Genomic DNA, 22,240 nt, shown 5'->3' on the forward strand with positions numbered 1-22,240 from the left:
GCCGCTTACCGCGTCAACTCGGTAAAACCATCCAGCAACCGGTCGACATCGGCCGCTTCGATCGCGCCCATCGTCGAGATGCGGAACAGCTCCTTCGACAGCCCGCCTTGCCCCGCATAAATCACGAAGCCGCGAGCCTTCAGGCCGTCGTGCAGCGTCTCGTACGTGACGCCCTGCGGCAGCCGGTACGCGCGCAACACGACCGACGACGCACCTTCCGGCAGCACCAGCGGCATCCCGCGCGCGGCGAGGCCGGCCTGTGCCCGGTCGGCGAGCGCCTTGTAACGCGCATGGCGCGCGCGCCAGCCGCCGGCTTCGTCGAACTCGCGCAGCGCCTCGACGAGCGCGTAATACGCGTGCACGGACGGCGTGAACGGCGTGTTGCGCTGGTCCTGCAGCTTCGCGAGACGGCCGAGGTCGAGGTAGTACGTGCGGCTCGCCGCCTTCGCGAGCGCGCTGCGGCGCACGATCACGAACGCCGCGCCCGGCACGCCGTGCAGGCACTTGTTCGCGGTCGCGGCAACCGCGTCGATGTCGCCGCCGGCGAAGTCGATCGCTTCCGCGCCGAAGCTGCTGACGCCGTCGACGAGCAGCCTCACGCCGCGCGAACGGCAGACTTCGGCGATCGCGCCGAGGTCGTTCAGGCGGCCCGTCGTCGTTTCGTGATGGATCACCGCGACGTGCGAGTAGCCGCCCGCGTCGAGGCGCGCGGCGATCTGCGCGAGATCGGGCGCCTGCATCCATTCATGCTTCAGCACGTCGTGCGCGATCCCATACTGCGTCGCGATCTGCGCGATCCGCTCGCCGTACACGCCGTTCTCGATCACGAGCAGCTTGCCGTCCTGCGGCACGAGCGCCGCGATCATGCTCTCGACGGCGGCGGTGCCCGAGCCCGTCATCAGCACGGCCGCCCATTCGGCCGGATCGAGTTCGTAGGCGGCGACGAGGCGCGCGCGCGCTTCGTCCTGCAGATCGAAGAATTCGCTTTCGCGGTGGCACAGGTCGGGTTGCAGCAGGCTGCGGCGCACGCGATCGGTCAGCGTTACCGGGCCGGGGTTCAGCAGCAGCATCAAAGGGCTCCTTCAGCGTGGGCTTCGGTCTGCGCGGCGCCGATGTGCCGCATCAGACGGGTCTTGACCTCGACCGGCGTGACGGTCGGGCGGGGCAGGCCGTCGGGCACGCCGGTGCGGATCGCAACGCGCACGAACTGTGCTCCGTCGCCCGGCGCAGCCAGCGTCGCATCGAGCACGTCGAGCGTGTCGCCTTCGACCGCCGACGCATAGCCGCATGCGGCCGCGACGCCCGCGAACGATACATGCCGCGACACGGTCGCCTGGCCGCCCGTCGATTCGTGCGCGCCGTTGTCGAGCAGCACGTGCGTGAGGTTGGACGGGCCGTAGGTGCCGAGCGTCGCGAACACGCCCATCCTCATCAGCGCGGCGCCGTCGCCGTCGACGGCCACCACGCGCAGGTCGGGGCGCGCGAGCGCGAGGCCGAGCGCGAGCGGCGTCACGCAGCCCATCGAGCCGACCATGTACAGCTGGTTCGGGCGATCGTCGATCGCGTAGAGTTCGCGGCCGCAGAAACCGGTCGACGCGAGCACGACGGTCGAATCGACCGGCGTGTGCGCGATCACGCGCTGCAGCGCGTCGTGACGGGTCGGCCATGCATCGGCCGACGCGGCGCGCGATGACGACTGCGCGGCGACATTCGCGCGCGGCTTCGCCGCCGGGTTCGCCTTCAGTTCATACGGCGCGACGCTGCCTTTCTGCATCACGAGCGCGTACGGGCGGCCGGTCGCGTCCATGTGCGCGATCGCGCGGTCGAGCGCCGGGCCGACCTGTTCGGGGTCGGTCGGGAACGTCTCCCACGGGATCTCCATCGTGTCGAGCATCGCGGGCGTGATCGGGCCCATCAGCGCGTGCTGCGGCTCGTCGGCGACGCCCGGCTGGCCGCGCCACGTGACGATCAGCAGTTGCGGCAGGCGGAACGTCCAGGTCAGCGACGTCAGCGGGCTCACCGCGTTGCCGAGCCCCGAGTTCTGCATCATCGAGATTCCGCGCTTGCCGCCGAGCGTCGCGCCCGCGATCAGCGCGACCGCGTCGCCTTCGTTCGCGGCCGACACGTAGTGCAGCGTCGGGTCCTGCAGCACGTAGTTGATGAACGGCGTCAGGTACGAGCAGGGCACGCCCGCGTACCAGTCGAAGCCGCGTTCGCGCGCGGCCTCGACGAACTGGGCCGCTTCGATCATTGCGCGCCCCCGTTGCCGGCGCCCGGTTCGGACAGCGGCGTCTGGCCGTGCGCGAAGTCGCCCGCGCGGCGGAAGTCTTCGAGATCGTTGACGCCGCGCCAGTGGCCGTGCACGTACTGCACCTCGATCTTCTCGCCGGCGGCGATCAGTTCGTTGAGCAGCATCGGGATGTCGAGCGTGTCGAAATCGTCGCGCGCCTGCAGCGTCGCGAGCATCGCCTTCAGGCGATCGACGCCGGCGCCGCGCACGTTCAGCAGGCCGATCCAGCGGCCGTGCGGCGTGCCTGCGGCGACGTCGCTCGATACACGTTGCAGATACGTCTTCTGGCCGAACAGGCCGCGATCGTCCGCAGCCGAGCAGAGCGCGAAGTCGCGCACGCTCTGGTTGGTCGGCTCCGTCAGCGACGAATCGACGACGACGCTGAATTCGGCCTCGCTCTCCGCGAGGTCGCGCAGGATGTAGCTGCGGAACAGCAGGTCGCCGTACGAGATCACGGTGTCGCCCGTCAGGCGTTCCGCCGCGCATGCGAGCGACGCGAGTTCGCCCGTCTGCGCATGGCGCTCGTTGACGACGAGCTTGATGCCCGACGTGTCGATCGCGTCGGCGCGATAGCCGCCGACCACGGTGATGTCGTTCACGCCTTGCTTCTTGAAGCCGTCGACGAGCCAGCGCAGCAGCGGCTTGCCGGCGACCGGCAGCATGACCTTGGGTTTGTCTTCGGTGACGGCTTCGAGCCCCTTGCCGCGGCTCGCGGCGAGCACGACCGCCGCATTCGACGCGCGCGACGACGACGACAGGTAGATGCGCTCGGCCGCCGAATATTCGTCGGCGTCCTGCAGGCGGAAGATCTCGTTGACCGACGCGACGCGATCCTCGACGTTGATCAGCGTTTCGTTCTCATGGATCTCGCGCGCGACGGCCTGCATCGCGGAAGCCGATGCGCGGATCAGGTGGTTCGCCCAGATCACGGTGCTGATGCCGGCCTGGCGGAACACGTCGGTCGGCGTGCTGTAGTACTTGGTCGGCACGATCACGAGCGGCGCCTTGCCGCTCCATTCGCGTGCGAACTGCAGGATCTCGTCCGGGCGCGACAGCTTGCTGTGGATCAGGATCGCGTCGGCGCCGGCTTCCGCATACGCGTTCGCGCGGCGCAGTGCCTCGTCCATCCCCCAGCCCGCGATCAGCGCCTCGACGCGCGCGACGATCGAGAAGTCCGGATCGGTCTGCGAATCCTTGCCGGCCTTGATCTTGCCGCAGAACTCATCGATCTCGGCGAGCGGCTGGCGCTCGCCGTCGATGAAGCTGTTCGTTTTCGGGAACTGCTTGTCCTCGATGCAGACGCCGGCGATGCCGCGCTGTTCGAGCTTTCTCACGAGGCGGCGCACGTTGTTGAAGTTGCCGTAGCCGGTATCGCCGTCGAGCAGGATCGGCAGGTCGCTCGCGTCGGCCATGAATTCGAGCACGTCGACGACCTGCGTCCAGCTGGCCTCGTTGTTGTCGCGCACGCCGAACTGCGCGGAGATCGCGAGGCCCGATGCCCAGATCCCCTTGAAGCCGGCCTCGCGGACGATCCGCGCGGACAGGCCGTTGTGCGCTTCCATCAGGAATTCGAGGTCGCTGCTGACGAGCATGCGGCGCAGGCGCGCGCTGCGCGATTCGGTGAAGTTGGGTTCGCGTGCGTTCATCGTGCGGCTCCTGCGGTGGTGCGTTGAATCAGGGGAAGGATTTCTTGGGTGGCGCGTGCGACGTCGTTCGGGAAGTCGATCTCGATCCACGGCGAGCCGGTGACGTCGGCGACGTCGAACGAATGGCCGCCTTCGAGCAGCAGGTCGCGCACGGCTTCCTCGTGCGGCATGTTCGAGCGGCCGCTGTCGACGTAACCCGCGACGATCGTCGCGAGGCGGCGCGCGGTGCCTTCGGTGAAGCGGAAGAAGCCGACCGATTCGCCGATCGTGTCGTAGTCGAGGTCGACCGCGAGCTGCTTGCGCAGCTCGACCGGCACGCCGTTCTTCACGCACAGCTTGACGGGTTCGTCGCCGGCCTCGAAGTCGCGATCGATCAGCAGGCGATCGACCGCCTTGTCGGGATCGGCCACCAGCGCGTGCAGGATGTTCTCGTCATACAGCACGTCGGCGTCCATCAGCAGCACGTCGCCGCCGCGCGTCATCGCATCGGCGACGGTATGCACGGTCAGCACGCTGCCGAGGTCGTAGCGCTCGTTCAGCACGATCTCGGCCTGGCGGCCGAGGCGCTTCAATTCCTGCTCGACCTTCCCGGCCTGGAAGCCGAGCCCGAGCACGATCTCGTCGATGCCCGCGGCATCGAGCACGCGCAGATGGCGCTCGAGCAGCGAAACGTCGTCGAAGCGCAGCAGGCACTTCGGGAACTGCGCCTCGGGCGGTTGTTGCAGGCGCAAGCCGAGGCCTGCCGCAAGAATGATGGCTCGCATGGGTTCTCCAACCAAAAAGCCGGCGGATCTGAACGATCAGTCGGCGAGCGGCTGCGGCGCACGGCGCCGCTGCCAGTTTCTTTCACTGAAATGCAGATAGAGCAGGCCGGGTAGGCCGAGCGCGAGTTCGCGCGCGCGCTTCGCGAGCGACAGCGCGAGCGCCGCGTCGGGCGGCAGTCCGACCAGCGGCGCGAGCAGCAGGTAACCGCCTTCCTGCGCGCCGAGCGAGCCCGGGATCGCGAAGGCCGCGCCGCGGATCGCCTGGCCGACGCTTTCGAGCAGCAGCGCGTCGAGCCAGCTCACCGGGTGCCCGAGGAAGTGCAGCGCGAGCCACACTTCCGCGGTGCCGGCGATCCAGCCGACGAGGCTCAATGCGAAGGTTTTCGCGACCCTCGCACGATCGCGGTACAGCGCACCGACCGCGTCGTCGATCGCGTCGGCGCGGGTCGCGAGCGACGACCAGTCGCGCGGGCCCAGCAGCTTCGACGCGAGGCGCAGGCCGCGGCCGAACAGCCCGCGCCGCTGCGCCACGTAGAACAGCGCGGCGAGCGCGCCGAGCACGCCGGTGGCGATCAGCGCGGGCGTGCGCAGGTGCGCGACCGACTCGTGCGTCGCATACAGGCTGAACGCGGCGATGCCGATCAGCGCGAACGCCATCTGCGCGAGCGCCTGCATCGTCGTGCCGACGGTGACGGCGGCCGCCGCGTCGGCCATCCGCGTGCCGCGCTGCGCGAGGTGGCGCACCATCAGCACGGGGCCGCCGATCTGCCCGGCGGGCAGCAGGCTGTTGACCGATTCGCCGACCCAGCGCGCGCGCAGCGCGTTGCCGAGCTCGGCGCCCGGCTGGCCGCGGCGGAACATCACGGAGATCGCGATCGCGTCGATCACGAGCGGCACGACGTGGAACGCCGCGACGAGCGCGAGGCCCCAGCCGGCCGCGAGGAACGTCGACGCGACCGCGCCGACGCCCTGCCATGCAAGGAGTGCGACGAAGAGTGCGGTCCCGAGGGACAGCAGGATCAGGCCGGCGCGTGTCATGACCCGGCCGTGCGCCGCGTGGCCAGTTGCTTGAACACCTGGCGGAAACCGAAATACGCGATCGCGTCCTTCATGTTCGAGATGAAGCGCTTCCACGGCCGCATGCCGGGGTTCGTCACGTATTCGAAAGTCAGCGACACGCGCATCTCGTTCTGGCCGAGCGGCGTGATGCGGTGGCGCAGCTTGTCGCCGTCGAACAGCACGATGCCGCCGTCGGCGATCTGCACGGAGCCCGGTTCGTCGGGCACGTCCGGGTTGCGCGTGTGCAGTTCGTAGTCGAGCCGGCACGACGATTCGTCGATCACGCCGATCAGCAGCGTGTAGCGGCGGCCGTCGTAATACGACGTGTCGTAGTGCCAGCCGATGTGGTCGCCGGGCTTCGTGTAGTAATACAGCGCGTATGCGTGCGGATCGTCGTCCGGCGACAGCATCAGCTTGTCGCCCGTGAGCTTCTCGAGGAAGCCGATCAGCGCCTTCGAACGATATAGCTCGGCGATGTACGGCGCCTGCTCGTCGATCGTGTGGCGGCTCACGCTGCCGCCCTGCTTGTGGCCGGGCAGGTAATTGCGGTTCAGGCCGGCCTGCATCGCGCGGGCGGCGGCCGCGAGCTTCGCGTGCGCGTCGGCCGGCAGGAAGGCGTCGAGGTACAGGAACGAACCCTGGCGCGTGTAGTCGCCGCGCAGGCGGTCGAGGTCGAGACGGCCGACGCAGTCGGCCACGGTGCGATCGGGGTCGGACGCGGCCGCGCGCGCAGGCGCGGGGCGTGCCGGGCTCAGCACGGAGTCGTCGCGCGTGCTCGGAGTCATTTGGAAGCCTGGATTTCGGTTGAATTCTGCGGGAGGTTGCCGCGCCGGACGATGCGCCACCAGTCGATCACGACCCATGCGGCAAACAGCGGGGCGCCGATCGACGCCGCGAGCAGGAACGGCTCGACGCCGTCGACGAGCGTCACGATCGGCAGCAGGTACAGCACGTCTTCGGTTTCGAAGCCGCCGGCGAATGCCTGTTTGGTGCCGGCCTTGCCGGCGATCGATTCGATCCGCATGCGCAGGAAGAAGATCAGCGCGACGGCCGCGCCGGCCACCGCGCCGAGCAGCACCGGCGGCGCGGCCATCTGGCCGCCCTGGGCGACGATGCCGAGGCCCATGCTGACGAACAGCGCGATCGTCACGAGCGCATCGGCCGCGAGGTCGTAAAAGTGACCGATCTTGCTGGACTTGCCGCTGATGCGCGCGAGCTCGCCGTCGGTGTGGTCGACGAAGTTCGACAGCACGATCAGGAACGCGCCTGCGTTGCTCCAGCCGAAGCCGCCGTGCGCGAGGCACCAGGCGCCGGCGAGGCCGATCAGCAGACGAAGGGTGGTGAGGTGATTCGGGGTGACCGGCGTATCGACAAGCGGTCGGACGAGCGAGCGCGCGAGCCGCGCATCCCAGGTGCGTGGCAGGGGGGGCTCGGATCGTGTGGCGGTTTTTCTTTGGTCCATCGGCGAAATATATACGGAATTGTAATTTGTTGCTTTTTATTCGATCAATGTCCTGACATACGCGAGTGTTACCGCGTCTTGCGGGGCGCGGTCGGTCGAAAACCGGGCGTGCGAAAGGGGTGTGCAAACGGCGCGCAAACACGGCGGCCGGGCCCGTATTCCAGTGTGGTTCGCATCGCGCGGCTGTCAAGGACGGACGGGCCTCGAAGGCCGTTGCGGCGGCGCTTTTCGCGCATGCCGGCGGACGGCGCGCGGAGCGTGCGACCTTGACATGCGTCAGGCTCGGAAAAGGTGCATCGGGCGACAATTGGCCGCGCCGCCGCATACGTATCGACAATTGCCGATCGACGGGCGGCAAATTGCAATGGAAATCCGCCGATTGATTCGCAAAGGTTGGGCGATCGGCGACCGGTCATTCGTCCCGATGCTTTCGTGCACCTTTCGCGTGCATCCGGTTCATTGGGGGCGCCTGTCACAGAACGGTCGTTCGATACCCGGCAAATCCGGCAAGGATCTTTTGCATCCGGCGGACATTTCGCGGCGGTCGCCTCTGCGATACTCCGACCGTGCCTGTGGTGCCGGCCGCTCCTTGCGGCCCCAAGGGCTTCATGTCGCTCAGGAGACACCCCCCGCGACGTCAACGACAGACCAAAGCGTCAGAAACCAGCCATGTCTTCATCACGCATCCTCGCTCCCGCCCTGCGTTCGCTCGTCCGCACCGCCGACGAAGCCGCCGCGCTGATCCGTCCCGGCATGACCGTCGCCATGAGCGGCTTCACCGGGTCGGGCTATCCGAAGGCCGTGCCGGCCGCGCTTGCCGCCCACATCGACGCGGCGCACGCGCGCGGCGAGGACTTCCGGATCAATGTGCTGACGGGCGCATCCACCGCGCCGGAACTCGACGGCGCGCTCGCCCGCACCAACGGCATCTCGATGCGGCTGCCGTACCAGTCCGACCCGACGCTGCGCGACAAGATCAACAGCGGCGAAGTCGACTACCAGGACGTCCACCTGAGTCACGTCGCGCAATACGCATGGTTCGGGCTGTACGGCGATCTCGACGTCGCGATCGTCGAAGTCGCGGGCATCCGCGAGGATGGGCTGCTGATTCCGTCCGCATCGATCGGCAACAACAAGACGTGGCTCGAACGCGCGAAGCACGTGATCCTCGAGGTCAACTCGCGCCAGCCGCTCGGCCTCGACGGGATGCACGACATCTATTACGGCACTGCGCTGCCGCCGCATCGCAAGCCGATTCCGCTGACGAAGAGCGACGACCGGATCGGCGAGCCGTACCTGCGCTGCCCGGCCGACAAGATCGTCGCGATCGTCGAGACCGACGCGCCCGATCGCAGCAACGCGTTCTCCGCGCCGGACGAGACGTCGAAGCAGATCGCGCTGCAGCTGATCGACTTCCTGCGCCACGAAGTCAAGCGCGGCCGCCTGCCGGAGAACCTGCTGCCGCTGCAGTCGGGCGTCGGCAACATCACGAACGCGGTGCTCGCGGAACTCAGCTCGGCCGGCTTCTCGAACCTGACCGCGTACACCGAAGTGATTCAGGACGCCATGCTCGACCTGCTCGACGACGGCACGCTGGGCTTCGCGTCGGCTACCGCGCTGTCGCTGAGCCCGGCCGCCGTGCAGCGCTTCGCAGACGAGATCGCGACGTTCCGCGAGAAGATCGTGCTGCGCCCGCAGGAGATCAGCAACCATCCGGAACTCGTGCGCCGCCTCGGCTGCATCGCGATGAACGGGATGATCGAGGCCGACATCTACGGCAACGTGAACTCGACGCACGTGATGGGCACGAAGATCCAGAACGGCATCGGCGGCTCGGGCGACTTCGCGCGCAACGGCTACCTGTCGTGCTTCATGTCGGCGAGTACCGCGAAGGGCGGCGCGATCTCGCGGATCGTGCCGATGGCGAGCCACGTCGACCATACCGAGCACGACGTCGCGGTGGTCGTCACCGAGCAGGGCCTCGCGGACCTGCGCGGCCTGTCGCCGAAGCAGCGCGCGCGCAAGATCATCGCGACCTGCGCCCACCCCGATTACCGGCCGATGCTCGAGGACTACTTCGAGCGTGCGTCGCGCGAAAGCTTCGGCAAGCACACGCCGCACCTGCTCGCCGAAGCGCTGTCGTGGCACGAGCGCTACGTGCGGACCGGGACGATGAAGGCCTGACGCGGCGCGAAGCCGAGCGCCGCGACGAGCGCCTCGATGCGGATTTCAAGGCGGTCCGCGCTTGTCTTTACGGAGTCGGACGACTATCTTGCAGCTTCAAGTTCACTTGAGGTCAGGCATGAGCCGTCTGGACATTGCGGACGTCGCGCGGCGCACGGGGTTGCCCGCGTCGACGCTGCGCTACTACGAGGAAAAGGGGCTGATCGTCCCGACCGGCCGGCACGGGCTGCGGCGGCAATACGACGAGTCGGTGCTGGAGCGCCTGGCGCTGATCGCGCTCGGCCGCGAGGCCGGTTTTTCGCTCGACGACATCCTCGCGATGGTTGGCGCGGACGGCCGGCCCGCGATCGATCGCGCGAAGCTCGACGGCAAGGCCGACGAACTCGATCGCACGATTCGCCGTCTCGGCGCCGTGCGCGATGCGTTGCGGCATGCGGCCGTGTGTCCGGCGCAGAACCATCTCGAATGCCCGTCGTTCCGGAAGCTGCTGCGCATCGCCGCGCATCGTCATCCGGCGCGCCGCACGAAGGCGGAACGCGCGTAAGCGGTCGGCCTGCGCGATGCGGCATTCGACGTCAGCGAAGCTGCCGACGCATGACTCATCCCGCGTAATACACGCGGCACTCCATCTCGCGCCCGCGCACGATGCGCTTGCCGACGAGCGAGCCGAACGTTTCGGTGAAGACGGTGCGCTGGTGTTCGCGCTGCACGGCATCGTAGAAGTAGAGCGAAACCCAGTCCATCGTGTGGCCGGATTCCGGCGTGCGCGCGGCGGCGTGCTGGCACAGCGCCGTGAAATGCCAACCGCCTTTCGTCATGTGCATCACGGGCGGCGGCACATAGTCGTCCGCGTTCAGGCGTCGGTGCACGAGCATCGGCAACACGCCGGCGGCGGCTTTGTGGCGGTACTGGCGATCGATGTAGAGCAGCAGCTCGACGGGCGGCTCCGTGCCGGGGCCGGCGTCCTGGACGTGCCCCTGCCAGCGCCGGCGGCGGCTCAGCACGTCGTCGAGCGCGGTGCGGATGCCGACCGCGCGCCGTGGGCCGACGCCCGCGATCGTTTCGAGCTGGCCGTTGCGGGCCGCGCGTTCGAGCTCCTCTAGCGTGTCGATGTGCAGCGCGTCGTGAATGCGCAGCGCGAGCGCGTGGCCGATGCCCGGCACGGCCTCGAATGCGGATATCCGCTCGGTATCGCCGCGCAGCCGGTCGAGCTGGCGCCAGTGTCCCGTCACCAGCAGTTCGGCGATCGCCTGCGCGACGCCCGTGCCGATGTCGGGCAGCGCGCCCAGCGCGTCGACGCCACCGGCTTCGAACAAGGTGCGGATGTCGCGGTCGAGCGCATCGATCGTAGCGGCCGACGCGCGGTACGCAGCGACCCGGTACGGGTTCGCGCCCTGATCGGCGAGCCACTGCGCGGCCTCGCGCAGGCATGCCGCGATGTGCCGGTTTTCCTCGTACGTTTGGCTGGCGGTCGACTGCATGGCGAGGGACCCGGGGAAGCGCAAACGGAATGGACGCGGCGAGCGATGCGCCGGTCGGCTCTTGACCATTGTCGCGACGCGCGACGAACAACACTTGACGCACGTCAATGGCAAACGTAGCACAGGCGCGAAGCGCACGGTCGTGCCGCATGTGGGCACGACCGTGCGTCGCGCTTACGCGTCGAGAAACGACTGCGCGTTCTCGGCCTCGGCGGCCGTGCGCAGCGCGGCGAGCGCACGTTTCTCGATCTGCCGCACGCGTTCGCGCGACATGCCGGCGTCCTGCGCGATCGCGTCGTACGTATCGGGCTCGGTGCCGCCGAGGCCGAACCGCCGGCGCAGCACGTCGGCCTCGGCCGGCGTGACCGACCGCAGCAGCGCCGTCACGCATTCGCGCATGCGCGTGTCGGCCAGTTGCTCGAACGGGCTGGCCGACGCCTGGTCCTCGATCAGGTCCACGAGGCCGGTGTCCGCGTCGGGCAGCGGCGTGTCGAGCGAGACGGGCTCGGCGGGCAGCGCGAGCACCGCGCGCACCTTGTCCTCGTCGAACCCGGTTTCGGCCGCGAGCTCGGCAGGCGTTGCCTGGCGGCCCGTGCGCTGGCGAAAGCGCAGCGCATGCCGTCGTACACGCTGGTACTGGTCGCCGACGTGCACCGGCACGCGGATCGTACGCGAGCGATCCGCGACCGCGCGCGCGATCGCCTGACGGATCCACCAGGTCGCATACGTCGAGAACTTGAACCCGCGCCGGTATTCGAATTTCTCGATCGCGCGCATCAGGCCGAGGCAGCCGTCCTGCACGAGATCGGACAGGTCAATGCCGCGGTTCATATATTTGCGCGCGATCGACAGCACGAGCCGCAGGTTCGCCTCGAGCATCGCGCGGGTCGCGTCGTGCACTTTCTGCTGGCCGTCGGTCAGCGCCGCCGCGAGGGCACGCCGGGCGACCGCGTCGAAGCGGGCGGCTTCGCCCGCTGCGGCGTCGTGCGGGGCTGACGCGAGCGCGCGCACGACGCGGCTTGCGTCGTCGACGGCCGGCGCGACCCACGCGATCGTGCCGAGCAGCGCGGCCACGCGGTTGCGCGCGTCGCGGTATTCGGCCGAACGGCAGCCATGCGCAAGCAATGCGCCGCGCAGCGCCGACACGGCTTCCTGCAGCGCGTCGTAGCTGGCGGGCATGGGCGTGTCGCCGTCGTCGTCATCGGGCGATCCGGCCGCGCCGGCGGCACCCGATGCACGGTGACGCGCAAGCAGTGCGTCGACCGCCGCCGGACAGCCGGCGAGCGCGTGCAGCACCTGGTGGCGGCCCGTCTCGATTTCGCGGGCGAGCACGATTTCGCCTTCGCGCGTCAGCAGCGGTACCGCCTGCATGCGCCGCATGTAGAGCGCGAGCGGATCGGTCGATGCGCTCGTGCCGCGTGCGAGGTCGCCGAGCACGGCCCGGCCTTCGTCGAGCGTGTCGCGATCGACTTCGACAGGCGCCGTGCCGGCGAACGGCGCAGGCGCGGCCGGTTCGTCGAGCACGGCGATGCCGATGTCGGCGAGCGCGGCGCGCACGACGTCCAGCGCGTCGGGGCTGTCGCTTTCGGGCGGCAGCGCGTCGACGAGGTCGGCGTGCGTCAGATAACCCTGTTCGCCGGCGAGCGCCAGCAACTGGATGATCGGATCGAGCGGCGTGTCCGCCCGGGGAGTGGGGCGTGGCGTAGTCATGTCGATGGCGGCGTGAGCCGTGCTCCTGTCGGGGCGGGCCGAAGTCCGCCGGTTCTCGGCTGCCGGATGTCCGCGAACGCCCGTCCGCGCCGGTCAGCCTGACATCGTTCAAGTTGAGGGCATTTGCGCCAACTTCAACGCGGGCGCGGCAGACGGGCAGCATGCGGCATGCCCGCACGACCGGCCGGCGCAGGAAACAAAAAGTAACCGATCATACCCGCGGAAATCTGCAGGGGACGTAAGCTAGAGTCAGGCGCGCGCCCGGCGGCGGCGCGCGGATTATGCCGGAGCACGAGATGAACCCGATTCCCGCCGCGAGGCCCGCCGTCATCGCGCTGGCCGCGCTGACGCTCGGCGGCTGCTACTACACGAGCCCGTACGGGTATGCGCCTTATTACGCGCCGGCGCCCGCCACGGTAACACAGCGCGAGATCCCGGTTGCACCTGCCGCGCCCGGCGCGGCCCTTTCGCCGGCCCCCGACACGCCGGCCGACGTCGTTGCGCCGGTGCCGGTGTATGTCGCGCCGGCCTATGTGCCGCCGCCGTATCCGTACTACTACCCCGCGTACTATCCGGGCTGGTACGGGCCGCCCGTCACGATCGGCTTCTGGGGCCGTTGGGGCGGCGGATACTGGGGCGGGCGCGGCGGGTACTGGCATCGTCCGTGGGGCGGCGGGCATTGGGGCGGCGGCCACTGGGGCGGCGGCCATCGGCACTGACGGGCGCGCGGCGGGGCCGCGCGGGAGAGCATCATGAGCAACACGATTGTCCGAAGTCTGTGCGTCGTCCTGCTTGGCCTCGCGGCCGCGCCGGGCGTCGCCGATGCGCAGAGCAGCGCCTACACGAACTCGCCGGCCGAGCTGTACGCCGGGCCGGCGCCCGATTATCCGGTGGTCGCGCAGATCCCGCCCGACACGGCGCTGGACGTATTCGGCTGCCTGAGCGACTACTCGTGGTGCGACGTCGCGCTGCCGGGCGTGCGCGGCTGGATCGATGCGCAGTTGCTCGAGTATCCGTACCAGGGCAACTACGTGCCGTTGCTCGAATACGGCGCGATCATCGGGGTCCCGGTGACCGGATTCGCGATCGGCGCGTACTGGGATCGTTACTATCGGCACCGCCCGTGGTACCACGACCGCGATCGCTGGGCGCATCGCGCGGAACCGCGGCTCGGCCCCGGCGGATTCCCGCCGGGGCAGGGCCGTCCGCGGCCGGGTGGGCCGATACAGGCCGAGCCGGGCGGCCCGCCGCCGGGGCCGCATGATGCGCGGCCGTCGGCCACGCGCGGCGGCTGGAATGGAGCGAACCGCATGCCGGCGCCGGCGGCACCTGCACCTGCGCCGATGCAGGCCGCGCCGGGCGGCCCGGCGCCGGGGCTGCATGATGCGCAGCCGTCGGCCACGCGCGGCGGCTGGAACGGAGCGAACCGCACGCCGGCGCCGGCGGCACCTGCGCCTGCGCCGATGCAGGCCGCGCCGGGCAATGCCCGGCCGGCGGGCCCGCCGCCGGCCGTATTGCGCCCGCCTCCCGCGCCGGGCGGTGAAGCCCGTCCGATGCCGCCCGTGCATCAGGGAGGCGGCGGCGGTGGCGGTGGTTACGCGCGGCCGCAAGGCGGCGGAAACGGCGGCGGTAACCGCGGTGGTGGCGGAGGCGGCGGTACCGACGAATACCGTCATTGACCGCACCGGCCCCGCGATTTCTCCGTGCGCAGGACGAAAAAAAGCCGCTCCGGAGAGCGGCTTCTGGATCAGGCGAGCGGGCGCCGGGCGGTTGTGTGGCGCCGCAGCCCGAGCGGACTGTCCGTCGCCGGTTACCCGTCGTCGGTAGGCCGCCCCGTCAGTCGTCGAGCAGCGACACGTCGCGCACCGCGCCCTTGTCGGCCGACATGACCAGCTTCGCGTACGCCTTCAGCGCCGCGGACACCTTGCGCGGACGCGGCTGCGCCGGCTTCCAGCCCTTCGCGTTCTGCTCTTCGCGGCGGCGCGCCAGTTCCTCGTCCGACACCAGTACGTCGATCGTGCGGTTCGGGATGTCGATGCGGATCCTGTCGCCGTCGCGCACGAGGCCGATCGCGCCGCCCGCTGCCGCTTCCGGCGAGCAGTGACCGATCGACAGGCCCGACGTGCCGCCCGAGAAGCGGCCGTCCGTCAGCAGCGCGCATGCCTTGCCGAGCCCCTTCGACTTGATGTAGCTGGTCGGGTAGAGCATTTCCTGCATGCCGGGGCCGCCCTTCGGGCCTTCGTAGCGCACGATCACCACGTCGCCCGCCTTGACCTTGTCGTTCAGGATGTTCTCGACCGCTTCGTCCTGCGATTCGGTGACGTGAGCCGAGCCTTCGAACACGAGGATGCTTTCGTCGACGCCGGCCGTCTTCACCACGCAGCCGTCGAGCGCGATGTTGCCCGTCAGCACGGCGAGGCCGCCTTCCTTCGAGAACGCATGCTCGTACGAGCGGATGCAGCCTTCGGCGCGGTCGAGGTCGAGGCTCGGCCAGCGCGTGTCCTGGCTGAAAGCGACCTGCGTCGGGATGCCGGCCGGACCGGCCAGGTAGAACGTGCGGACCGCGTCGTCCTGCGTGCGCACGATGTCCCACTGGTCCAGCGCATCCTTCAGCGTCGGTGCGTGGATGGTCGGCACGTCGGTGTGCAGCTTGCCGGCGCGCTCGAGCTCGCCGAGGATCGCCATGATGCCGCCCGCGCGGTGCACGTCCTCGATGTGGTACTTGTTCGTGTTCGGCGCGACCTTGCACAGCTGCGGCACGGTGCGCGACAGGCGGTCGATGTCCTTCATCGTGAAGTCGATGCCGGCTTCCTGCGCGATCGCCAGCAGGTGCAGGATCGTGTTGGTCGAGCCGCCCATCGCGATGTCGAGCGTCATCGCGTTCTCGAACGCCTTGAAGCCGACCGAGCGCGGCAGCACGCGTTCGTCGTCCTGCTCGTAGTGCTGGCGCGTCAGTTCGACGATGCGGCGGCCGGCGCGCTTGAACAGCTGCTCGCGATCGGCGTGCGTGGCGACCACCGTGCCGTTGCCGGGCAGCGACAGGCCGAGCGCTTCGGTCAGGCAGTTCATCGAGTTCGCGGTGAACATGCCCGAGCACGAGCCGCAGGTCGGGCAGGCCGAGCGTTCGACTTCGGCGACGTCGGCGTCCGAATACGACTGGTCGGCCGCGATCACCATCGCGTCGACGAGGTCGAGCTTCTTCAGTTCGACGGTCTTGGTGATCGGGTTCGCGAGGCGCGTCTTGCCGGCTTCCATCGGGCCGCCCGACACGAAGATCACCGGAATGTTGAGGCGCATCGCGGCCATCAGCATCCCCGGCGTGATCTTGTCGCAGTTCGAGATGCACACCATCGCGTCCGCGCAGTGCGCGTTCACCATGTATTCGACCGAGTCGGCGATGATGTCGCGGCTCGGCAGCGAATAGAGCATGCCGTCGTGGCCCATCGCGATGCCGTCGTCGACCGCGATCGTGTTGAATTCCTTCGCGACGCCGCCGGCAGCCTCGATCTCGCGCGCGACGAGCTGGCCGAGATCCTTCAGGTGCACGTGCCCGGGCACGAACTGGGTGAACGAATTGACCACCGCGATGATCGGCTTCGAGAAATCGTCGTCTTTCATGCCGGTGGCGCGCCACAGCGAGCGCGCACCTGCCATGTTGCGGCCGGCGGTGGAGGTTTTGGAACGGTAAGTGGGCATTGTGGTTGCTGAAGAAATATCGCGGAAAAGGGTGGAGGCACGGGAATAAAGGCCTCTCTCGCGCCCGTGCGAACAACCTCTTGAGCTGCGCCCTGGGCAAACCGGGCGATTATCCCACAGCCGCCGGGGGCGTGGCGCCCGCGGGCCGGCGGCCGGCGCGTCCGGCGGGCGCAGCGCGGCGCGGAACGCGCGGGCGGTTGCGGGACGCCCGCGCGGCGGGTCCGGGAGGCGGCCGGATCGCACATTTATCGACGACGCATGTGCACCGCCTCCGCACGCCGGCGTCAGTCAGTCGAGCAGCGTCAGGATCTCGTCGTAAAGCGCCTGCGGAATCCGCACGCCGTTCGCGATGCTGCGCGCGCGGGCGTCGAAGCGCCGTTGCGACGGCAGCCGCGCGCCCTGCGCGACGATCGACCCGAACATCCGCTCGCCGCGCGCGAGCCCCGCGTCGAGATCGTCGCCGAGGAACACCTTCGGATCGAACGCGATCACGAGCTCGCCGTGGCACGGCGTCGCGCCGACGCCTTCGTCGAAGTCCATCGATTCCCGGCTCGTCATGTCGCCGATCAGCGCGCCGCCGAGCAATTCGACCATCGCTGCGAGCGCCGAGCCCTTGTGGCCGCCGAACGTGCGCATCGCACCCTGCAGCGCGGCCTTCGGATCGGTGGTCGGCTGGCCGTCGGCGTCGATCGCCCAGTGCGGCGGAATCGCCTTGCCTTGCTTCGCGTGCAGTTCGATGTCGCCGCGCGCGATCGCGCTCGTCGCGAAATCGAACACGAACGGCTCGCCGCCCGGGCGCGGCCATGCGAACGCGATCGGGTTCGTGCCGAACACCGGTTCGCGGCCGCCTTCCGGCGCGACCCAGCTGTGGCTCGGATTCATCGCGATGCCGACCAGCCCCTCGGCCGCGATCGCCTCGACCTCGGGCCACAGCGCGGAGAAGTGGTAGCAGTGGTTGATCGCCATCGCGGCGATCCCGTGCTGCTTCGCCATCTCGACGAGCACGGGCAGCCCGGTTTCGAAGCTCAGCAGCGAGAAGCCGCGATGCGCGTCGACCGCGACGATCGACGACGACAGCCGGCGCAGCGTCGGCACGGCTTGCGGATCGACCTTGCCCTTCTTCAGCGAACGCACGCAGACGAGCAGCCGGTACACGCCGTGCGAATGGCATTCGTCGCGCTGGCCCTGCGTGATGACCTTGGCGATCGCCCGCGCATGCGCATCGGACATCCCGTTGTGCGTCAGCACGCGCAGCGCGAGCGCATGGACTTCGTCGAGCGACAGGACGACTTCGGCGGTTTGCTCAGACATGGTTCACCTCGCGCGGCGCGGGCACGCCGTCGATACGCTGCGGCACGTTCAGCGGATTGCCGTTGCGGATCGCTTCCGGCAACAGCGCGTCCGGCAGGTCCTGGTACGACACGGGGCGCAGGAAGCGCTCGATCGCGCGTGCGCCGACCGACGTCGTGCGCGTGTCGGACGTCGCCGGGAACGGGCCGCCGTGCACCATCGCGTGGCCGACCTCGACGCCGGTGCCGAAGCCGTTGACGAGAATGCGGCCGGCCTTGCGCTCGAGCGTCGGGCGCAGCGCGGCGAACAGCGCTGCGTCGCCGTCGGCGAGATGCGCGGCGATCGTCAACTGGCCTTCGAGCGACTTCAGCACGCGATGCAGGGTGTCGGCGTCCGGGCAGCGCACGATCAGCGAAGCGGGGCCGAACACTTCCTCGCGCAGTTCGGGGCGCGCGATGAACGCGTCGGCCGACGTTGCGAACAGCGCCGCGCGGGCCTGATGGCGGCCGCCTTCGGCGCCTTCCGCCAGCAGCTCGACCGCATCGTGCCCGCGCAGCGCCGCGACGCCTTGCGCGTAGCTTGCGTGGATGTGCGGCGTCAGCATCGTCTGCGCGGCCGCCGCCCGCACGGCATCGGCCGCCGCGGCTTCGAACGCGCGCAGCGCGGGGCCGTCGACGGCGAGCACGAGGCCCGGGTTCGTGCAGAACTGGCCGGCGCCGAGCGTGAGCGACGCGACGAACTGCGGCGCGATGGTGTCGTGACACGCGTCGAGCGCGGCGGGAAGCAGCAGCACCGGATTGATCGAGCTCATTTCCGCATAGACGGGAATCGGTTCGGGGCGCGCGGCCGCGATATGCATCAGCGCGACGCCGCCGCGGCGCGAGCCGGTGAAGCCGACGGCCTTGATGCGCGGATCGGCGACGAGCGCCTGGCCGATCTCGCGCGACGCGTCGAACAGCAGCGAGAACACGCCGGCCGGCATTCCGCATTCGCGCGCGGCCTGCCGGATCGCGCGGCCGACGAGTTCCGACGTGCCCGGATGCGCGGAATGCGCCTTGACGATCACCGGGCAGCCGGCCGCGAGTGCCGACGCCGTATCGCCGCCGGCGACCGAGAACGCGAGCGGGAAATTCGACGCGCCGAACACGGCGACGGGCCCGACCGCGACGTTGCGCAGGCGCAGGTCGACGCGCGGCAGCGGCTTGCGCTCGGGGCGCGCCGGATCGATCCGCGCATCCAGAAAACCGCCGTCGCGCACGAGCGACGCGAACAGCGCGAGCTGGCCGACCGTGCGGCCGCGTTCGCCTTCGACGCGTGCGCGCGGCAGGCCCGTTTCGGCGACGCAGCGCTCGATCAGGTCGTCGCCGAGCGCCATGATGTGGCGGCCGATCGCGTCGAGAAACGCGGCGCGCGCGTCGAGCGTCGTTTCGCGATACGTGTCGAACGCGTCGTCGGCGAGCGCGCAGGCCGTCTCCAGGTCGTGCAGGCTCGCGCCGCCGAAAGCGGGTTCGAGTGGCTCGCCGGTCGCGGCGGCGATCGCGTGGAGGGTGCCGTTCTTTCCGGCGACGGCGGACTGGCCGATCAGGAGCTGACCTGTGAGTTGCATGGTTTTCCTCGGAAAAGACAGGAGCCGGGCATAGCGCGCCCGGCCGGAGTGATGGGGCGAAGAGGGAACGGGTGCGTCAATCCTCGTCGTCGTCGAGCTGCAGCTTGTCGGAACGGACGCCGGAATTCGCGCCCCAGTAGTAGATGACGAGCGCGACAGCCGCGACGACGACCGTGTCGTACGGATGCGCGAGCCGGCCCGTGCCGCCGAAACCGCCGAGATACGACAGCACGATCATCGCCGCATAAAATGCGATCAGCCACGCGGACGAGCGCACCTGTTCGGCGAGGCTCAGGTGCGCGGTCGGCACCCAGCGGCGGCACGCGAGATAGATGACGAACATCGCGATCTGCAGGCCGAGCAGCCAGGACACCGTGCTCCAGCCCGACCAGTAGACGATCAGCGCGGCGATCACGAACGACGCGGGGCCGGTGATGCCGAACGCGCTCGCGCGGAACGGCCGCGGCAGGTCGGGCGCGGTGCGGCGCAGCGCGGCGACCGATACCGGCGCGACCGCATAGCTCAGCACCAGCGCGGCCGACACGATGTTGATCAGCGCTTCCCACGACGGGAACGGCATCGTCCAGAAGATCGCGAGGCCGAACGTGAGCCACAGGCCCGCGCGCGGGATGCCCGACGCTTCGTCGACGCGCGTGAACACCTTGAAGAAGGTGCCCGTCTTCGCCCAGCCGTAGACCACGCGCGGCGTCGCGTTCATGTAGATGTTGCCGCAGCCGCTCGGCGAGATCATCGCGTCGGCGACGACCATCACCGCGAGCCAGCCGACGCCGAGCGCGAGCGCGATGTCGCGGTACGGCAGCGTGAACGCCTTGCTGATGTCGTGCCAGCCGCCGGCGAGCATGGCAGTCGGGATGCTGCCGATGAACGCGAGCTGCAGCAGCACGTAGATCAGCGTCGACAGCAGGATCGACAGGATCAGCGCGATCGGGATCGTGCGCTGCGGATTGCGTACCTCGCTCGCGACCGACACGATCGGCGTGAGCCCGAGGTACGCGAAGATGATGCCGCCCGCGGACACGGCCATTTCGATGCCCGGCATGCCGAACGGCGCGAAGCCGTGCACGGTCAGGTTCGCGGGCTTGAAGAACGTGAACAGCACGCCGATCACCGCGAGCGGCACGATGAACTTGAAGATGCTGATGATGTTGTTCGCCTTCGCGAACGTCTTCACGCTCGAATAGTTCAGGTAAAAGAAGAAGCAGAGCAGCGCGGCCTGCACGAGCCAGCCGATCGTCGTCGGGTCGCTCGATCCTTCTACGGTCAGGCCAGGAAACCACGCGGCCGCGTACTGGCGCGCGGCGACGACTTCGATCGCGATCAGGCTCGAGAACGCGATCAGCGTGATGAAGCCCATCAGGTAGCCGAGCAGCGGGCCGTGCGAGAACACCGGGTAGCGGACCACGCCGCCCGCGCGCGGCAGCGCGGCGCCGAGTTCGCAGTAGACGATGCCGAGCAGCAGCACCGCGAAGCCGCCGAGCAGCCACGAGAAGATGCCGGCCGGGCCCGCGATCGTCGACACGTGACTCGCGGCGAACAGCCACCCCGAACCGAAAATGGCGCCGAGACCGATGAACGTGAGATCGGTCAGCGACAACTGTTTCTTGAACTTGCCGTGACCCGCGTCGGGGTGCACGGCACGGGAAAGCGGGACGGACGGGTGAGCGTTGCCTTGGCCTGGCATGGGCTTGTCTCCTGGGGGAATGGCGGTGCAGGCGTCGAGTGCGCCGCGCTCCGACGGAGCCGCGCGCACGCCTGCCGGCCGGCGTCGCCCGGTTCGAACGACCGGGGCGGGCCGCGGGCCGTTCACGAGCGGCGCACGCTGGCGCCGGGGCGAACGGGCCCGCAGGCCACGCCGGACCGGAGACGGCGGCGCGCAGGGCGGAAGGCCCGCGCGCCGCCGCAGGGGAAGTCGATCAGAGACCGACGTCGGGCAGCGCCGGGCGCGTTTCGAGCGCCTTCGCGACGATTGCCTTCACTTCCGCGAGCGTGTCGCCCTGCAGCGCGAGGCGCGGCGGACGCGTGATCGCGCTGCCGCGGCCGACCAGCTCTTCGCACAGCTTGATGCACTGCACGAGGTCGGGGCGCGCGTCGAGGTGCAGCAGCGGCATGAACCAGCGGTACAGCGCGAGGGCTTCGTCGAAGCGTTTCTGCTTCGCGAGGCGGAACAGCGTCTCGCCTTCCTTCGGGAACGCATTCGACATGCCCGACACCCAGCCTTCGGCGCCGACCGCGATGCTCTCGACCACGACGTCGTCGAGGCCCGCGAACAGCACGAAGCGATCGCCGACCGCGTTGCGCAGGTCGATGAAGCGGCGCGTGTCGCCCGACGAATCCTTGAAGCAGACGATGTTCTCGCAGTCCTGCAGCGCGATCAGCACGTCGGGCGTCACGTCGTTCTTGTAGATCGGCGGGTTGTTGTAGACCATCACCGGCAGGTCGGTGCTCGTCGCGACCGCGCGGAAGTGCGCGGCGGTTTCATGCGGCTTCGCCGAGTAGACCAGCGCGGGCATCACCATCACGCCGTCGACGCCGACGCGCTGCGCTTCGCGCACCGTGTTGCGCGCGAATTCGGTCGTGAATTCGGCGATGCCGGCGATCACCGGAATCTTGCCGCCGGCTGCGTCACGCGCGGCCTCGATCACCTGCAGCTTCTCGCTCGTCGACAGCGACGTGTTTTCGCCGACCGTGCCGCAGACCACGAGGCCCGACACGCCGTCGTTCACCAGGTTCTTCACCACGCGGTGCGTGGCGTCGATGTCGAGGGAAAAGTCCGGCTTGAACTGGGTGCTGACGGCCGGGAAAACCCCGGTCCACTGAATGGCTTTGCGGCTCACTGAAATCTCCTACGTTCGTATCGGTCGGCCGACAGGTGTGTCGGTGTGGCAACCAGTATCGCCGCGCAAATGCCCATCACGCTTGAGTCGTATCGCGGAGCAAAATGACGAAATCGGCACAGCGGCCGGCAGGGGCGCGAAGGGCGCCTCGCACTATGCCGATTTCGTCGTCGTCCTCATCGAAAAGCCACAAGCGG

The 22,240-nt window shown here is 69.2% G+C and carries 18 protein-coding genes; 4 read left to right on the forward strand and 14 right to left on the reverse strand.

The window, feature by feature from the left end:
* Positions 1 to 5 precede the first annotated feature (5 nt).
* From FPJ27_RS09715 to FPJ27_RS09745, 7 genes are read right to left on the reverse strand one after another with little or no spacing between them, the layout of a single operon-like run.
* On the reverse strand, positions 6 to 1,070 hold the full coding sequence (locus FPJ27_RS09715; protein ID WP_204422736.1) for a 2-aminoethylphosphonate aminotransferase: 1,065 nt from the start codon (positions 1,068 to 1,070) through the stop codon (positions 6 to 8).
* Positions 1,070 to 2,251 carry a phosphonopyruvate decarboxylase gene (aepY, locus tag FPJ27_RS09720; protein WP_204422737.1) on the reverse strand — a complete coding sequence of 394 codons (1,182 nt, stop codon included), beginning with the start codon at positions 2,249 to 2,251 and terminating at the stop codon, positions 1,070 to 1,072. Before aepY ends, FPJ27_RS09715 begins: the two co-directional genes overlap by 1 nt.
* Positions 2,248 to 3,936 carry a phosphoenolpyruvate mutase gene (aepX, locus tag FPJ27_RS09725; protein ID WP_034179793.1) on the reverse strand — a complete coding sequence of 563 codons (1,689 nt, stop codon included), beginning with the start codon at positions 3,934 to 3,936 and terminating at the stop codon, positions 2,248 to 2,250. Before aepX ends, aepY begins: the two co-directional genes overlap by 4 nt.
* Positions 3,933 to 4,700 carry a phosphocholine cytidylyltransferase family protein gene (locus FPJ27_RS09730; RefSeq protein WP_204422738.1) on the reverse strand — a complete coding sequence of 256 codons (768 nt, stop codon included), beginning with the start codon at positions 4,698 to 4,700 and terminating at the stop codon, positions 3,933 to 3,935. Before FPJ27_RS09730 ends, aepX begins: the two co-directional genes overlap by 4 nt.
* Before the next feature lie 36 nt (positions 4,701 to 4,736).
* Positions 4,737 to 5,738 (reverse strand): TIGR00374 family protein, encoded by a 1,002-nt coding sequence (locus tag FPJ27_RS09735; protein ID WP_072436565.1) that lies wholly within the window; start codon positions 5,736 to 5,738, stop codon positions 4,737 to 4,739.
* Positions 5,735 to 6,544, reverse strand: a complete 810-nt coding sequence (locus tag FPJ27_RS09740) for a 2OG-Fe(II) oxygenase (RefSeq protein ID WP_034179790.1) — start codon at positions 6,542 to 6,544, stop codon at positions 5,735 to 5,737. Before FPJ27_RS09740 ends, FPJ27_RS09735 begins: the two co-directional genes overlap by 4 nt.
* A complete protein-coding gene (locus FPJ27_RS09745) occupies positions 6,541 to 7,221 on the reverse strand; it encodes a CDP-alcohol phosphatidyltransferase family protein (protein ID WP_072436566.1) in 681 nt (226 codons plus the stop codon). The genes FPJ27_RS09740 and FPJ27_RS09745 overlap by 4 nt, the downstream gene beginning before the upstream one ends.
* Positions 7,222 to 7,890: 669 nt before the next feature.
* Between FPJ27_RS09745 and FPJ27_RS09750 the strand changes: the two genes are divergently transcribed.
* Both FPJ27_RS09750 and FPJ27_RS09755 read left to right on the forward strand, forming a co-directional pair.
* Complete coding sequence (locus FPJ27_RS09750) at positions 7,891 to 9,405, forward strand: acetyl-CoA hydrolase/transferase family protein (RefSeq protein ID WP_072436567.1); 1,515 nt, start codon at positions 7,891 to 7,893, stop codon at positions 9,403 to 9,405.
* Between the two features lie 118 nt (positions 9,406 to 9,523).
* Positions 9,524 to 9,949, forward strand: coding sequence for a helix-turn-helix domain-containing protein (locus tag FPJ27_RS09755; RefSeq protein WP_072436568.1), 426 nt, complete (start codon positions 9,524 to 9,526; stop codon positions 9,947 to 9,949).
* Positions 9,950 to 10,004: 55 nt separating this feature from the next.
* On the opposite strand, the gene FPJ27_RS09760 is transcribed toward FPJ27_RS09755, so the two are convergent.
* Together FPJ27_RS09760 and FPJ27_RS09765 are read right to left on the reverse strand one after the other, a co-directional pair.
* A complete protein-coding gene (locus FPJ27_RS09760) occupies positions 10,005 to 10,886 on the reverse strand; it encodes a helix-hairpin-helix domain-containing protein (RefSeq protein WP_072436569.1) in 882 nt (293 codons plus the stop codon).
* A 174-nt stretch (positions 10,887 to 11,060) separates the two neighbouring features.
* Positions 11,061 to 12,596 (reverse strand): sigma-70 family RNA polymerase sigma factor, encoded by a 1,536-nt coding sequence (locus FPJ27_RS09765; protein WP_204422739.1) that lies wholly within the window; start codon positions 12,594 to 12,596, stop codon positions 11,061 to 11,063.
* A 296-nt stretch (positions 12,597 to 12,892) separates the two neighbouring features.
* Between FPJ27_RS09765 and FPJ27_RS09770 the strand changes: the two genes are divergently transcribed.
* Both FPJ27_RS09770 and FPJ27_RS09775 read left to right on the forward strand, forming a co-directional pair.
* The gene (locus FPJ27_RS09770; protein ID WP_072436571.1) at positions 12,893 to 13,315 is read left to right on the forward strand and encodes a hypothetical protein; all 423 of its coding nucleotides are present in this window, start codon (positions 12,893 to 12,895) and stop codon (positions 13,313 to 13,315) included.
* 33 nt (positions 13,316 to 13,348) lie between these two features.
* On the forward strand, positions 13,349 to 14,275 hold the full coding sequence (locus tag FPJ27_RS09775) for an SH3 domain-containing protein (protein WP_204422740.1): 927 nt from the start codon (positions 13,349 to 13,351) through the stop codon (positions 14,273 to 14,275).
* A gap of 157 nt (positions 14,276 to 14,432) precedes the next feature.
* Here the strand turns inward: FPJ27_RS09775 and ilvD are convergent, their stop codons facing one another.
* The 5 genes from ilvD to FPJ27_RS09800 all read right to left on the reverse strand — a co-directional run bounded on the left by ilvD (position 14,433) and on the right by FPJ27_RS09800 (position 22,043).
* Complete coding sequence (gene ilvD / locus FPJ27_RS09780) at positions 14,433 to 16,292, reverse strand: dihydroxy-acid dehydratase (RefSeq protein ID WP_204422741.1); 1,860 nt, start codon at positions 16,290 to 16,292, stop codon at positions 14,433 to 14,435.
* A gap of 288 nt (positions 16,293 to 16,580) precedes the next feature.
* A complete protein-coding gene (locus FPJ27_RS09785) occupies positions 16,581 to 17,603 on the reverse strand; it encodes an Ldh family oxidoreductase (protein WP_204422742.1) in 1,023 nt (340 codons plus the stop codon).
* Positions 17,596 to 19,188, reverse strand: a complete 1,593-nt coding sequence (locus tag FPJ27_RS09790) for an aldehyde dehydrogenase (NADP(+)) (protein WP_204422743.1) — start codon at positions 19,186 to 19,188, stop codon at positions 17,596 to 17,598. Before FPJ27_RS09790 ends, FPJ27_RS09785 begins: the two co-directional genes overlap by 8 nt.
* A gap of 76 nt (positions 19,189 to 19,264) precedes the next feature.
* The gene (locus FPJ27_RS09795; protein ID WP_204422744.1) at positions 19,265 to 20,890 is read right to left on the reverse strand and encodes an APC family permease; all 1,626 of its coding nucleotides are present in this window, start codon (positions 20,888 to 20,890) and stop codon (positions 19,265 to 19,267) included.
* Positions 20,891 to 21,122: 232 nt separating this feature from the next.
* Complete coding sequence (locus tag FPJ27_RS09800) at positions 21,123 to 22,043, reverse strand: dihydrodipicolinate synthase family protein (RefSeq protein WP_011547925.1); 921 nt, start codon at positions 22,041 to 22,043, stop codon at positions 21,123 to 21,125.
* Positions 22,044 to 22,240 lie beyond the last annotated feature (197 nt).

This window comes from Burkholderia sp. MS455 (assembly GCF_016899445.1).
GTDB classification, from domain to species: domain Bacteria; phylum Pseudomonadota; class Gammaproteobacteria; order Burkholderiales; family Burkholderiaceae; genus Burkholderia; species Burkholderia pyrrocinia_C.

Bases quoted from the DNA above. Each gene is read 5' to 3' on its own strand.
- FPJ27_RS09795 (WP_204422744.1), bottom strand. From the start codon at position 20,890: ATGCCAGGCCAAGGCAACGCTCACCCGTCCGTCCCGCTTTCCCGTGCC.
- FPJ27_RS09715 (WP_204422736.1), bottom strand. From the start codon at position 1,070: ATGCTGCTGCTGAACCCCGGCCCGGTAACGCTGACCGATCGCGTGCGC.
- FPJ27_RS09785 (WP_204422742.1), bottom strand. From the start codon at position 17,603: ATGTCTGAGCAAACCGCCGAAGTCGTCCTGTCGCTCGACGAAGTCCAT.
- FPJ27_RS09765 (WP_204422739.1), bottom strand. From the start codon at position 12,596: ATGACTACGCCACGCCCCACTCCCCGGGCGGACACGCCGCTCGATCCG.
- FPJ27_RS09775 (WP_204422740.1), top strand. From the start codon at position 13,349: ATGAGCAACACGATTGTCCGAAGTCTGTGCGTCGTCCTGCTTGGCCTC.
- FPJ27_RS09790 (WP_204422743.1), bottom strand. From the start codon at position 19,188: ATGCAACTCACAGGTCAGCTCCTGATCGGCCAGTCCGCCGTCGCCGGA.
- ilvD (WP_204422741.1), bottom strand. From the start codon at position 16,292: ATGCCCACTTACCGTTCCAAAACCTCCACCGCCGGCCGCAACATGGCA.
- FPJ27_RS09745 (WP_072436566.1), bottom strand. From the start codon at position 7,221: ATGGACCAAAGAAAAACCGCCACACGATCCGAGCCCCCCCTGCCACGC.
- FPJ27_RS09750 (WP_072436567.1), top strand. From the start codon at position 7,891: ATGTCTTCATCACGCATCCTCGCTCCCGCCCTGCGTTCGCTCGTCCGC.
- aepY (WP_204422737.1), bottom strand. From the start codon at position 2,251: ATGATCGAAGCGGCCCAGTTCGTCGAGGCCGCGCGCGAACGCGGCTTC.
- FPJ27_RS09755 (WP_072436568.1), top strand. From the start codon at position 9,524: ATGAGCCGTCTGGACATTGCGGACGTCGCGCGGCGCACGGGGTTGCCC.
- FPJ27_RS09740 (WP_034179790.1), bottom strand. From the start codon at position 6,544: ATGACTCCGAGCACGCGCGACGACTCCGTGCTGAGCCCGGCACGCCCC.
- FPJ27_RS09770 (WP_072436571.1), top strand. From the start codon at position 12,893: ATGAACCCGATTCCCGCCGCGAGGCCCGCCGTCATCGCGCTGGCCGCG.
- FPJ27_RS09760 (WP_072436569.1), bottom strand. From the start codon at position 10,886: ATGCAGTCGACCGCCAGCCAAACGTACGAGGAAAACCGGCACATCGCG.
- FPJ27_RS09730 (WP_204422738.1), bottom strand. From the start codon at position 4,700: ATGCGAGCCATCATTCTTGCGGCAGGCCTCGGCTTGCGCCTGCAACAA.
- FPJ27_RS09735 (WP_072436565.1), bottom strand. From the start codon at position 5,738: ATGACACGCGCCGGCCTGATCCTGCTGTCCCTCGGGACCGCACTCTTC.
- aepX (WP_034179793.1), bottom strand. From the start codon at position 3,936: ATGAACGCACGCGAACCCAACTTCACCGAATCGCGCAGCGCGCGCCTG.